The sequence below is a fragment of the Pseudomonas sp. LB3P14 genome, from assembly GCF_054898045.1.
In genome coordinates, this window is record NZ_CM142714.1 from 2607182 (window position 1) to 2619910 (window position 12729).

Sequence of the window (12729 nt, forward strand, 5' to 3'; positions counted from 1 at the left end):
ACATGTTCAGCCCGAGCTTTTGCCCAAAGTGTGGTGGCAGTGACCTTAGGTCTCAGCTGCCGCCGGGCGATACGCACGAGCGCCTGATGTGCCGCGGTTGCGGCTACATCCATTACATCAATCCGAAAATCATCGCCGGCTGCATTATCGAGCAGGACGGCAAGTATTTGCTGTGTCAGCGCGCCATCCCGCCGCGTCCGGGCACCTGGACGCTGCCGGCCGGCTTCATGGAAGGCGGCGAGACCACCGAACAAGCAGCGCTGCGCGAAGTCTGGGAAGAGAGCGGCGTGCGCGCGGAAATTCTCTCGCCGTACTCGATCTTCAGCGTGCCGAAGATCAGCGAGGTGTACATCATCTTCCGCGCCATCGCGCTGGAGATCACCGGCCAGTACGGGCCGGAAACCCTTGACTACAAATTCTTCGCACCCGAGGACATCCCTTGGGATAGCATCTACTACCCGGCGATTCGGCAGATCCTTGAGCGGTATATCGAGGAACGCCAGGCCGGGGTTTATGGCATCTATATCGGCAACGATGATACCGGCAAGATCCACTTCATTCGCTGACATCCCTCAGGGCGCCACGCCCTCGACAATAATGATCTCGGCCCGGGCCACGCCCTCGCGATGCCCTTTCGCCTCCTGATACTGCTCGGACTGATAGCACGCAACCGCCTGTTCGTAGGAATCAAATTCGATCACCACACTACGTTGCGGCGTCGGCCGTCCTTCCAGCGCTTCGCTGCGCCCGCCCCGGGCCAACATCCGCCCGCCATACAACGCGAAGGCCGCCGGTGCCCGCTGGGTGTATTGGCTGTATTGATCGGGGTCGGTGACATCTACATGAGCAATCCAGTACGCCTTCATAGTGACCTCTCGGTTTGTTTTGTATTATGGTATACCACAAAATATTTCCATCAAACACTGAGAATCCTTACATGGCCTTCAACAGCATCGAAGAAATCATCGAAGATTATCGACAAGGCAAGATGGTGCTCCTGGTTGACGACGAAGATCGGGAAAACGAAGGCGACCTGCTGCTGGCCGCCGATTGCTGCACGGCCGAGACCATCAGCTTCATGGCCCGGGAAGCGCGCGGTCTGATCTGCCTGACCTTGACCGATGACCACTGCCAGCGCCTCGGGCTGGAGCAGATGGTGCCGAGCAACGGCAGCGTCTTCAGCACCGCTTTCACCGTGTCCATCGAGGCCGCCGTCGGCGTGACCACCGGCATCTCCGCCGCCGACCGGGCGCGCACCGTTGCAGCCGCTGTCTCCCCCAACGCCGGGGCCACCGACCTCGTGCAACCCGGCCACATCTTTCCCTTGCGCGCCAAGGAAGGCGGCGTGCTGACTCGTGCCGGTCATACCGAGGCCGGTTGCGACCTGGCACGCCTGGCCGGCTTCACCCCGGCCTCGGTGATCGTCGAAGTGATGAACGATGACGGCACCATGGCCCGCCGTCCGGACCTGGAAGTGTTCGCGCGCAAGCATGGAATCAAGATCGGCACCATCGCCGACCTGATCCACTATCGCCTCAGCACCGAACACACCGTGGTGCGAATCGGTGAACGTGAACTGCCCACGGTGCATGGCACCTTCCGCCTGATCACCTTCGAAGACCGCATCGAAGGCGGCGTCCACATGGCAATGGTCATGGGCAAGTTGCACCGGGACGAACCGACGCTGGTGCGCGTGCATGTGATCGATCCGCTACGCGATCTGGTGGGCGCCGAATACAGCGGCCCTTCCAACTGGACGTTGTGGGCGGCGCTGCAGCGAGTGGCCGAGGAAGGTCGTGGCGTGGTGGTGGTGCTCGCCAATCATGAGTCGTCACAGGCGCTGCTTGAGCGAGTCCCGCAGCTGACCCAGCCACCTCGCCAGTTCAGTCGTTCGCAGTCGCGCATCTATTCTGAAGTCGGTACCGGGGCGCAGATTCTGCAGGATCTTGGTGTCGGCAAGCTGCGTCATCTTGGCCCGCCGCTGAAATACGCCGGTTTGACCGGTTACAACTTGGAAGTGGTGGAGAGCATTCCTTTCACCCAGTGATCCCGAGGCGCTCTCCCTCGCCACAAAAACACTTTTGGCTGATAGCCGGTAAGGCAAAGTGCTTGCACAAAGTTTGGAATACCATAATATGATATTCCATAGACCGAACGCTTCAGCCAAGTGCCCCCGACAGGAAAAGCACCAATAACAGCCCTTGGCACGGTCGCCTTTAGAGGCCAGATGGACTTACTGCTCCCGATAGGCGGGCATTACCAAGCCCGCTCAAAACACAACAAATGAGGGCGTGAAAATGGTGTTGAACAAACGTGCAACCGCAATATTTTTTGCGGGACTGCTGAGCGTGACCAGTCAGGCATTGATGGCGGCCGAAAGCGTCAACTTCGTCAGCTGGGGTGGTAGCACCCAGGATGCGCAGAAGCAGGCCTGGGCCGATCCGTTCAGCAAAGCCAGCGGCATCACCGTGGTCCAGGATGGTCCGACCGACTACGGCAAACTCAAAGCCATGGTCGAAAGCGGCAATGTGCAGTGGGACGTGGTCGACGTCGAAGCTGACTTCGCCTTGCGCGCTGCCGCCGAAGGCCTGCTCGAACCCCTCGATTTCTCGGTCATCCAGCGCGACAAAATCGACCCACGGTTTGTCTCCGATCACGGCGTCGGTTCGTTCTTCTTCTCCTTCGTCCTCGGCTACAACGAAGGCAAGCTTGGCGCCGGTAAACCTCAGGACTGGTCCGCGCTGTTCGACACCAAGACCTATCCCGGCAAACGCGCCCTCTACAAATGGCCAAGCCCTGGCGTGCTGGAACTGGCCCTGCTGGCCGATGGTGTAGCCGCCGACAAGCTCTACCCGCTGGACCTGGATCGCGCCTTCAAGAAACTCGACACCATCAAGAAAGACATCGTCTGGTGGGGCGGCGGTGCCCAGTCGCAACAGTTGCTGGCCTCGGGTGAAGTGAGCATGGGTCAGTTCTGGAATGGCCGGATCCACGCCCTGCAAGAAGACGGCGCACCGGTAGGCGTGAGCTGGAAACAGAACCTGGTCATGGCCGACATTCTGGTCGTGCCAAAAGGGACGAAAAACAAGGCCGCTGCCATGAAGTTCCTGGCCAACGCCAGCAGCGCCAAAGGACAAGCTGACTTCTCCAACCTGACCGCCTATGCGCCGGTCAACGTCGACAGCGTGGCGCGCCTGGATTCGGTACTGGCCCCTAACCTGCCGACTGCCTACGCTAAGGATCAAATCACTCTTGATTTCGCGTACTGGGCCAAAAACGGTCCGGCCATCGCGACACGGTGGAACGAATGGCTGGTCAAATGAAAATGACGGCAACCGCGTCCCGCCAACCCACGCAGACCGGGAGCGCCACTGGCGCTGCCGGCTCGGCACTCGGCAAGGCGGCTGCGATGAACCAATCCCCTTCACTGGCACAGCGCTGGCGTGGCGCAAGCAACCTGATCCCCGCCCTGCTGTTCCTCGGCTTGTTTTTTCTGGCGCCGTTGATTGGGCTGCTACTGCGCGGCGTGCTGGAACCGGTGCCGGGGCTGGGCAACTACGAGCAGTTGTTCGCCAACTCAGCGTATGCGCGGGTCTTGCTCAACACCTTTTCGGTGGCCGGACTGGTGACCCTGTTCAGCCTGCTGCTGGGCTTTCCACTCGCGTGGGCCATCACCCTGGTGCCCCGTGGCTGGGGTCGCTGGATCCTCAACATCGTGCTGTTGTCGATGTGGACCAGCCTCCTCGCCCGGACCTATTCCTGGCTGGTGCTGTTGCAAGCCTCCGGGGTGATCAACAAGGCGTTGATGGCGATGGGCATCATCGATCAGCCGCTGGAGATGGTGCATAACCTCACCGGCGTGGTGATCGGCATGAGCTACATCATGATCCCGTTCGTCGTGCTGCCGCTGCAGGCGACCATGCAGGCCATCGACCCGATGATCCTGCAGGCCGGTTCGATCTGCGGCGCGAGCCCTTGGACCAACTTCTTCCGGGTGTTCCTGCCGCTGTGCCGGCCGGGGCTGTTCTCCGGTGGCCTGATGGTGTTCGTGATGTCGCTCGGTTACTACGTCACCCCGGCATTGCTGGGCGGTGCGCAGAACATGATGCTGCCCGAGTTCATCATTCAGCAGGTGCAGTCGTTCCTCAACTGGGGCCTGGCCAGCGCCGGCGCCGCGTTGCTGATCGTCATAACGCTGGTGTTGTTCTACTTCTACCTGAAGCTCCAGCCGGAATCCCCGGTTGGCGCCAGCAACGCGAGGTAAGCCGTCATGCTCCTGACCCCCAATGCCATGAGCCGGCGCATGCGCTTCGGCCTGTACTTCACGACGGGATTGATCGCGCTGTTCCTGTTGCTGCCGATCGTGTTCATCGTGCTGCTGTCCTTCGGTTCCTCCCAGTGGCTGGTGTTCCCGCCGCCGGGCTGGACACTGAAATGGTACGGCCAGTTCTTCTCCAACCCCGACTGGATGAACGCGGCCATGGCCAGCCTCAAGGTCGCGGTACTGACCACCTTTTTTGCTGTGGCGTTGGGCCTGCCGACCGCTTTTGCGCTGGTACGTGGACGCTTCCCGGGACGGGAAATGCTCTACGGCCTGTTCACCCTGCCGATGATCGTGCCGCTGGTGATCATCGCGGTGGCGGTGTACGCGCTGTTTCTCAAACTGGGTTACACCGGGACGATGTTCGCTTTCGTGGTCAGCCACGTCATTGTTGCGTTGCCGTTCACCATCATCTCGATCATCAACTCGCTGAAGCTGTTCGATCAGTCGATCGAGGATGCAGCGGTGATCTGTGGCGCTTCACGTCTGCAAGCGGTGTTCAAGGTGACCTTTCCGGCGATTCGTCCGGGCATGGTGGCCGGCGCCCTGTTTGCGTTCCTGGTTTCCTGGGATGAAGTGGTGCTGAGCGTGATGATGGCCAGCCCGACCCTGCAAACCCTTCCCGTGAAAATGTGGACCACCCTGCGCCAGGACCTGACGCCCGTGATCGCCGTCGCCTCGACGCTGCTGATCGGCCTCTCGGTACTGGTCATGGTGATCGCCGCCGCCCTTCGCCGGCGCAATCCAATCAGCGCCTGAGCGCCCAGGAGTACGACATGAGTGCAGTGATCAAAGAATCCGAGCATCAGAACGACCAACCGTTGGTGAGCCTGCGTAACCTGAACAAGTACTACGGCGATTTTGCCGCCGTGGACAACATCTCGCTGGACATCAAGGACGGTGAATTCCTCACGTTCCTCGGCTCCAGCGGCTCTGGTAAAAGTACGACGCTATCGATGCTCGCCGGATTCGAAACGCCGAGCAGCGGCGAGATCCTGGTCAATGGCCAATCGCTGGTCAACGTGCCGCCGCACAAACGCGACATCGGCATGGTGTTCCAGCGTTATTCGCTGTTCCCGCACCTGTCGGTACGCGACAACATCGCGTTCCCGCTGGCGATCCGCAAACTGGCCAGCGCCGAGCGCGAGCGCCGGGTCGACGCCATGCTCAAACTGGTGCAACTGGAACAGTTCGCCCATCGCCGCCCTTCGCAACTGTCCGGCGGCCAGCAGCAACGGGTCGCCATCGCTCGGGCGCTGGTCTACGAGCCACGCATCCTGCTGATGGACGAACCCCTTGGCGCCCTGGATAAAAAGCTGCGTGAAGACTTGCAAGACGAACTGCGTCAGCTGCATCGGCGCTTGGGCATCACCATTGTCTACGTGACCCACGACCAGGAAGAAGCGATGCGCCTGTCCCAGCGCATCGCAATTTTCAGCCACGGCAAGATCGTCGGTTTGGGCAGCGGTTACGACCTGTACCAGAACCCGCCGAATGCCTTTGTTGCTTCGTTCCTGGGCAACTCGAACTTCCTCAAGCTCAAGGCTCGGGGCAATGCGGTCGCTACGTTTGAAGGGCAATCGTTGTCGATTCGACTGACCGCAGGATTGCAAACCGATCAGGATGTACTGCTGATGGTGCGTCCGGAAAAAGCCTTGGCATTGAGCGTTGAGCAAGCCCGTCAGGAACCGCTGGCGGCGGGCTGGAATGAAGTGTCGGCCATTGTGGGTGAAGTGCTGTTCCTGGGTGAAAGCCAGACCTGCACCGTGATGACTTCCGGCGGCACCTCGATGACCGTCAAGGCGCTCTCCGCCGCCGGCATGCCGCTGAAGACTGGCGACCCGGTGCGCGTGCGCTGGGCCACTGCGGATGCTTGCGTTTATACCGAATGGGCTGAGAGTGATTTGAACAAGGCTGCTGGGGCTCATTGATTCCCCGCCGGCCCATGCCAGTGGGCCGTGATTCATCTGTCACCCTCGGGTCGCCGTAACGTCGGGTTGTGGCGGCCTTTTTTTTGCTTTTTGGGTTGGGGTACATATCCGTTGCTTTGGTAACGGATATGTACACAATCAAACAGCCCGGCCGGAAACCCATTGCCCGACATTACCCGCTACGCAAGCAGCGATTTAGCCGACTCACGCACATACCCACCCACCACTCTGGCGGCCTTCGACAGTGGATGTTGTCGGGTAAAAGCCAACGCAATCGTTCGCTTGATCTCCGGTTTCTTGATCCGCACCGCGTCCAGCAACCCACGCTCGACATCTTCCTGTATGGCCAGAAACGGCAGGATAGTAAACGCCCCTCCACCCGCTGCAACGTCCTTCATTGCATTCAGCGTGTCGACCTCGATGACCACATTCAACGCGACTTGATGCTTGCGCGCCAACTGGTCAAGAGTGGTCCTCAATCCGTTAGGGCGAGACGGCAGAATCAGCGGAAAATCCGCTAATGCGGCGAACGCAATCTGTTGCCCATGCCCCGCCAGGCTTCCGGCTTTGCCTACCAGATAGGTGTCAACAATACCTAACGTCTCTTCATCGCGCGCGTTGGAAACCCCGTACCGGTTAACGACAATCAAATCCAGCTCACCCGCTGCCAGCTTTTCATCAAGATCGCCGCTGAAACCTTCCACCACATGCAGGCGTACAGCAGGCGCATGTTTCTGTAACTCCGTGAACAGCGACGGCAGCAGCCTGCGCGACATCGATGGCAGAACACCAATATGTACGGTGCCTGCTGGTATGCCTGCCGATTCTCTGACCAGGGTTTCAAGCCGCTCTGCCTGCTCCATAAGCAGACGAATTTCCGGCAGTACAAGCCGCCCGAAATCCGACACGACCAGCCCCCGCCCGGTGCGCACGAACAGTTGATCGCCCCACTCGGTCTCGAGTTGCGCTAATTGGCGACTGACCAACGATTGAGCCGTGCCTAACGCAACGGCAGTCCGGGAGATTGAACCCAGCTCGTCCATCAGAAGCACGCTTTGCAGTTGTTTGAGGTTCATCGACGCCCGGTTCTCACGCTGTTTCAGTCGTCAAAACATAAGCCATACGCCACGCCCAAGCCATCTCTATTTGATCTATCTGATATCGCTGATATGACACTTCCAGATAGCGCTAGGGCTCCCTAGACTCGAATCAGACCTGAAGCCAACCCTCAGAATCGAGAAGCCCCATGGCCCATAACAATAAAAGTGGCTCGGCAGTTTTATCGCTGTTCGACCCCTCCAGCGTCGCCATCATCGGTGCGTCTGACGACCCCAACAAAGTGGGCGGACGGCCCATTCACTACCTGCGCAAGTTCGGTTACACCGGCCGCATCTTGCCCATCAACCCCAAGCGCGATTCGGTTCAAGGCATCCGGTGCTATCCCGATCTCGGCGCACTCGACGTTATCCCGCAGGCAGCCATCATCGCCGTCTCTGGACTGGCGGCAGTGGAGGCGATCAAGGCGTGCGCACGACTGGGCGTCGCGACCGCAGTGGTCATGGCCTCCGGTTTTGCCGAGACCGGCGAAAGCGGCCGCCAATTGCAGAATGAACTGGTGGACTTCGCTCGCTTGCATGGAATGCGCTTGATCGGCCCCAACGCTCAAGGTATCGCCAATTTCGCCAACGGCGCGGTGCTGAACTTCAGCACCATGTTCATGGAAGTGATGCCGGCGGACGGCCCCATCGCCATCGTCAGCCAAAGCGGTGCAGCGAGTGTCATGCCTTACGCGATGTTGCGTGAACAGGGCTATGGCGTTCGCTATCTGGCAGCCACCGGTAATGATGCGGATTTGGGGGTGTCGGAGCTGACTCGACTGCTCGTGGACGACCCACAGATTCGCCTGATTCTGGTGTATGTAGAAACAGTCTCCAACCCGCAATTACTGGCGCAAGCCGCGCAAGTGGCCCGTCAAAACGGTAGTCACATTGTGCTGCTTAAAGGTGGCGTCAGCGATAAAGGCGCGGCAGCGGCAGCGTCCCACACTGGCGCAATGGTGGGTCAGGACGGGGCACTTGATGCCTTTCTCGACAAGCATGGCATCTGGCGTGCCCACGATATTCATGAGCTGGTCAACGCAGCACCGCTTTACCTGAATGGCTTTGCGCCGGGTGCTGGCCGGACAGTCGTGATGAGCCACAGCGGCGCGGTCGGTGTGCTGTGCGCCGATGCCGCCGAGCGTGTCGGGTTGCCACTGACCGAATTGGCTATCAATACCCGAGAACGTCTGAAAGGCCTCATTCCCGACTTCGCCTGCGCCGCCAACCCACTGGACCTGACGGCCGCCCTGCTCGGCAACGGCGAGATGTTCCCGGCCGTTCTCGATGCCCTTGGTGAAGACGCGGAAGCTGACATGTTTCTCATCGGCATTCCGGTCGCAGGCCCAGGCTACGACGTGCCGGGACTCGCTCAGACGACGGCGCGATTCATGCGGCGAACCGGCAAACCAGTCGTCATGACGGCGCCTCAGGCGGATGTCAGAGCACATTTCCAACACGTGGGCGTGCCGAGTTTTCGCAACGAAAGCGATGCGGTGTCGGCGCTTCGTCAGTATGCCCAACATTGCCAATGGCAAGGTTCACCCCTGCCCGCTCCCACGGCTACAGCGCCGGGTTCGTATGCCGGCCTGCTTGACGAGGCTGACAGCCTGGCCCTGCTGGCAGATGCCGGCGTGCCGGTGGTCGAACACGTGGTGTGCCATGACCCCGAAAGCGCCGCGCGTATCGCTGCTGATTTCGGCGGGCGCGTCGTGATCAAGGGTTGCGCCGCACAAGTGCCGCACAAGAGCGAACACGGTCTGGTGCATCTCAATCTCGCCGATCCGCAGGCAGCTTCTGACGCGGCGCGCCTCTGCCTGGCTGCATTGGACACACTGGGTGTTCCCCATGGGCGGCTGATCGTGGCCCGCTCAGTCAAAGGACTGCATGAATTCATGCTAGGCGTGGTCGTAGACCCGCTGTTCGGCCCGCTGGTGGTGATCGGTGAAGGGGGCACCCTGGTCGAGATCCGCAAGGACACTGTTTCGTTGCTCGCCCCGTTTACTGAGGCGCAGGCGCTGGACGCGATCCGTCGACTGCGCATCGCCCCGGTGCTCGACGGCGCACGCGGTCAGCCCGCGCTCGACGCACCTGCGCTGGCCCGTGCGGCGGTGGCACTGGGCAACTTTGCCCTGCAACACCAGGCGAATCTGCTGAGCGTTGACGTCAATCCGGTCATGGTCATGGCCGACGGGGTTGTGGCAGTCGACGCCGTTATTGAATACCGGGAGGCACCATGAGCAGCGACAACCCACGCAGCGTCCTGGTGGAGATCGAGGATCAGGTTGCGCTGGTCACGCTCAATCGACCCGCCAATCTGAACGCTGTCAATCAAAGTCTGCGCAGCGCATTGATCGCGACGCTGGAGCAGCTCAACCAGGATCCGGTGGTAAAAGCCGTTGTACTGACCGGTGCCGGTGACCGGGCGTTTTGTGCCGGACAGGATCTGGAAGAAGCCAACACAGTCGACTGGAAACAGATTGCCCCTTGGCTGAACGCGCAACGCGCCATGTACCAGGCTGTGCGCGACCTGGACAAACCTTGTGTGGTCGCCATCAACGGCGTGGCGGCCGGCGCCGGGATGCAATTGGCACTGTGCGGCGACTGGCGCATCGCCTCACCGGATGCCCGGATTGGTCAGCCTGAGGTGAAAGCCGGCCTGGCCAGCATCGTTGGCTCCTACTTGTTGTCGCTGCACGTCAGCCTGACCCATAACACGCAGCTGTCTTTGTCGGGCGAACTGATCAACGGACAGCGTGCTCATGAAATTGGGCTGGTGACAGAGCTGCATGCGTCAGACGTCCTCGGCGCTGCAATCGTTCGCGCCCGCTCAATGGCACAACAACCAGCAACAGCCATCCGGTTATCCAAACAACGCTTCCGGGCGATGACCCAGCCGGGCTTCGATGACGCCTGTACCGCAGGCATTCGCGCGCAGCTTGAGTGCTACGCCAGCGGCGAGCCCCAGACCTTGATGAGCGCGTTTCTGGACGCGCGTGCACGCAAAGGAAATACGCCATGACTGCCTATCAACATCACCTGATCAATGGAACCTGGACGGCGGCGCAATCTGCCGACAACACAAGGGTCTACGACTCTGCAAGCGAAGCTGAGCTTGGACGGGTAGCCCACGGCACCCCTGCAGAAATCAACCTCGCGGTTCAGGCGGCTAAAGCGGCCTTCGCCTCATGGTCTGCGTTACCTGTCCGCACACGAGCTGACTACGTTCGCGGCATCGCCGATCAATTGGAAGAGCAGGTTGAACGGCTTGCGCAAGGGATCGCCGCTGAGGTCGGCATGCCGCTCAAGCTGTCACAGCGGATACAGGTGCAGATGCCTATTCAGGCGTGGCGTGCGACGGCTGATCTTGCCGTCGAGTGTTTGGCGGATGCCTCAGTCGGGCACTCCACCATCACCCAGGTTCCGGTCGGAATCGTCGGTGCAATCACGCCGTGGAACTACGCCTTGCATCAGATCACCGGCAAGGTTGCGGCAGCATTGGTCGCCGGTTGCACCGTGGTCCTCAAACCTTCGGAGCTGGCACCTTGTACGGCACGCGCACTCGGTGAAGCCGCGCTGGCCGCGGGCTTGCCTGATGGCGTGCTGAACATTGTCATGGGGGATGCGGCTACGGGCCAGGCGCTCGTCGATCATCCCGATATTGCCTTGCTGTCCTTCACCGGGTCCACAGCAGTAGGCCGACGTATCGCAGCCTCGGCAGGTCAGGCGTTGAAGCGTGTGACCCTGGAATTGGGAGGTAAATCAGCCTGTATCGCGACTGCGGATGCCCCCGCTGAAAGCGTGGTTCGTCAGGTGGCTGGATCGTGTTTTCTCAACTCAGGACAATCCTGCAACTCGCTGACCCGCCTGATCGTTCCCGTTGAGCTGTATGACACCTATCGCGCGTTACTGGTCGACGCTGTGACACGCCTGACATTAGGAGATCCCATGGACTCAACCACGCGCATGGGCCCCCTGGTGTCAGCGGCGCATCGGGATCGTGTACACGCGATGATCACAGACAGTGAATCTCAAGGTTTTGACCTGATTGCAGGCGGCAGCCGCGCGCCAGTGCCTGCGAGCGGTTACTTCATTGCTCCGACCATTTTCGGTCGCGTCTCGCCACAATCGGCGCTCGCGCAGCAGGAAGTGTTTGGCCCGGTGCTCAGCGTCATCACCTACGAAAGTGAACAGCAGGCAGTCGACATTGCCAACGGCACGGCCTATGGCCTGGCCGCTGCTGTGTGGGCAGGCGATACCGACCATGCGCTGAGCCTCGCCCGTCAATTACGCGCGGGTCAGGTCGATGTCAATGGCGCGCCGTATAACCCGGCAGCACCTTTCGGCGGCTTCGGCGATTCGGGTCTGGGTCGTGAAGGCGGGACGTACGGAGTCGAGGAGTTTGTGGAGATACGGGCCATTCAAATGCCCGTTGCAGGCACGAGGGAAAAATCATGACCTTTAAGCAGATCGAACTGAGCCGCTTCGGGGCTCAGGAGCATGTCGCACTGGTGACGCTGATGCGCCCGGACAAGATGAATGCGCTGACCAAGGTGATGGAGGCGGAACTGCGTGAAGCGTTCGCCCGGATGGACCGCGACGACAGCGTTCGCGTCATCGTGCTGACCGGCAGCGGTCGAGCATTTTGCGCCGGCATGGACATTGATGAACTTGAGGTGCTGCCACCCGACGACATCAGCGAAATGGCCTGGATGCGACCCTACGACATGAACCGTCGTGCCGACTATCAAAGCCGCTATTCGTATTTTCCGGGGGTACGCAAACCCGTCATCAGCGCGATCAACGGCGCCGCAGCGGGATTGGGATTGGTGCTGGCGCTGTATAGCGACATGCGCTTCGCCAGTGCGTCCGCGGTGTTTTCCACTGCCTTCGCCAAACGCGGGTTGATTGCAGAGCATGGCATTGCCTGGCTGCTGCCGCGCATTGTCGGGCCGGGCCACGCGGCTGACTTGTTGTTCTCTTCACGCAAGGTCACGGCGCAAGAGGCATTGAGCATGGGGCTGGTCGAGCGACTGTTTTCGCCGGACACCCTGTTGGATCAAACGCTGAACTACGCCGAAGAACTGGCACTCAATGTTTCGCCTCGCTCTGTGCGAGTGATCAAACAGCAGTTGGGTGAATCGCCTTTCCAGGCACTCACGGAATCCATCGCGCAGGCTAACCGCGAGATGTTCCTGAGCATTCAGAGCGATGACTTCAAGGAAGGTGTGGCGCACTTCATAGAACGACGACCGGCACGCTTCAGCGGCACCTGATTTATCTGGAAAGCCTTCAGAACTGCCACAATCGCCAACGGATAATCCCTTCGACTGTTCCGCTGGCGATCACAGGGCATTGGTATCACGAGTACTCCATAACA

At 60.3% G+C, this 12729-nt stretch carries 12 protein-coding genes; 10 read left to right on the top strand and 2 right to left on the bottom strand.

Annotated features, from left to right (window positions below):
• Positions 1-2 precede the first annotated feature (2 nt).
• Positions 3-566: an NUDIX hydrolase gene (locus ACYZT5_RS12000; RefSeq protein ID WP_462051287.1), complete on the top strand. Its 564-nt coding sequence runs from the start codon at positions 3-5 to the stop codon at positions 564-566.
• Positions 567-572: 6 nt separating this feature from the next.
• Here ACYZT5_RS12000 and ACYZT5_RS12005 read toward each other — a convergent pair whose 3' ends face one another.
• Positions 573-866 (bottom strand): DUF1330 domain-containing protein, encoded by a 294-nt coding sequence (locus ACYZT5_RS12005; RefSeq protein ID WP_462051288.1) that lies wholly within the window; start codon positions 864-866, stop codon positions 573-575.
• 71 nt (positions 867-937) lie between these two features.
• Between ACYZT5_RS12005 and ribBA the strand changes: the two genes are divergently transcribed.
• The 5 genes from ribBA to ACYZT5_RS12030 all read left to right on the top strand — a co-directional run bounded on the left by ribBA (position 938) and on the right by ACYZT5_RS12030 (position 6252).
• Positions 938-2047: a bifunctional 3,4-dihydroxy-2-butanone-4-phosphate synthase/GTP cyclohydrolase II gene (gene ribBA, locus ACYZT5_RS12010; RefSeq protein ID WP_462051289.1), complete on the top strand. Its 1110-nt coding sequence runs from the start codon at positions 938-940 to the stop codon at positions 2045-2047.
• A gap of 250 nt (positions 2048-2297) precedes the next feature.
• Positions 2298-3323: an ABC transporter substrate-binding protein gene (locus ACYZT5_RS12015; RefSeq protein WP_462051290.1), complete on the top strand. Its 1026-nt coding sequence runs from the start codon at positions 2298-2300 to the stop codon at positions 3321-3323.
• Positions 3320-4264, top strand: a complete 945-nt coding sequence (locus ACYZT5_RS12020; RefSeq protein WP_462052240.1) for an ABC transporter permease — start codon at positions 3320-3322, stop codon at positions 4262-4264. Before ACYZT5_RS12015 ends, ACYZT5_RS12020 begins: the two co-directional genes overlap by 4 nt.
• Positions 4265-4270: 6 nt before the next feature.
• Positions 4271-5080: an ABC transporter permease gene (locus tag ACYZT5_RS12025; protein ID WP_462051291.1), complete on the top strand. Its 810-nt coding sequence runs from the start codon at positions 4271-4273 to the stop codon at positions 5078-5080.
• Between the two features lie 17 nt (positions 5081-5097).
• Positions 5098-6252, top strand: coding sequence for an ABC transporter ATP-binding protein (locus ACYZT5_RS12030; RefSeq protein WP_462051292.1), 1155 nt, complete (start codon positions 5098-5100; stop codon positions 6250-6252).
• Between the two features lie 179 nt (positions 6253-6431).
• On the opposite strand, the gene ACYZT5_RS12035 is transcribed toward ACYZT5_RS12030, so the two are convergent.
• Complete coding sequence (locus ACYZT5_RS12035; RefSeq protein WP_462051293.1) at positions 6432-7328, bottom strand: LysR family transcriptional regulator; 897 nt, start codon at positions 7326-7328, stop codon at positions 6432-6434.
• Positions 7329-7498: 170 nt separating this feature from the next.
• Here ACYZT5_RS12035 and ACYZT5_RS12040 point away from each other — a divergent pair, with 170 nt between their 5' ends.
• The 4 genes from ACYZT5_RS12040 to ACYZT5_RS12055 are packed head-to-tail and all read left to right on the top strand — an operon-like array spanning position 7499 to position 12625.
• Positions 7499-9589, top strand: a complete 2091-nt coding sequence (locus ACYZT5_RS12040; RefSeq protein ID WP_462051294.1) for an acetate--CoA ligase family protein — start codon at positions 7499-7501, stop codon at positions 9587-9589.
• The gene (locus ACYZT5_RS12045; protein WP_462051295.1) at positions 9586-10371 is read left to right on the top strand and encodes an enoyl-CoA hydratase/isomerase family protein; all 786 of its coding nucleotides are present in this window, start codon (positions 9586-9588) and stop codon (positions 10369-10371) included. The genes ACYZT5_RS12040 and ACYZT5_RS12045 overlap by 4 nt, the downstream gene beginning before the upstream one ends.
• On the top strand, positions 10368-11807 hold the full coding sequence (locus tag ACYZT5_RS12050) for an aldehyde dehydrogenase family protein (RefSeq protein ID WP_462051296.1): 1440 nt from the start codon (positions 10368-10370) through the stop codon (positions 11805-11807). The genes ACYZT5_RS12045 and ACYZT5_RS12050 overlap by 4 nt, the downstream gene beginning before the upstream one ends.
• A complete protein-coding gene (locus tag ACYZT5_RS12055; protein WP_462051297.1) occupies positions 11804-12625 on the top strand; it encodes an enoyl-CoA hydratase in 822 nt (273 codons plus the stop codon). Before ACYZT5_RS12050 ends, ACYZT5_RS12055 begins: the two co-directional genes overlap by 4 nt.
• The last annotated feature ends 104 nt before the right edge of the window (positions 12626-12729 follow it).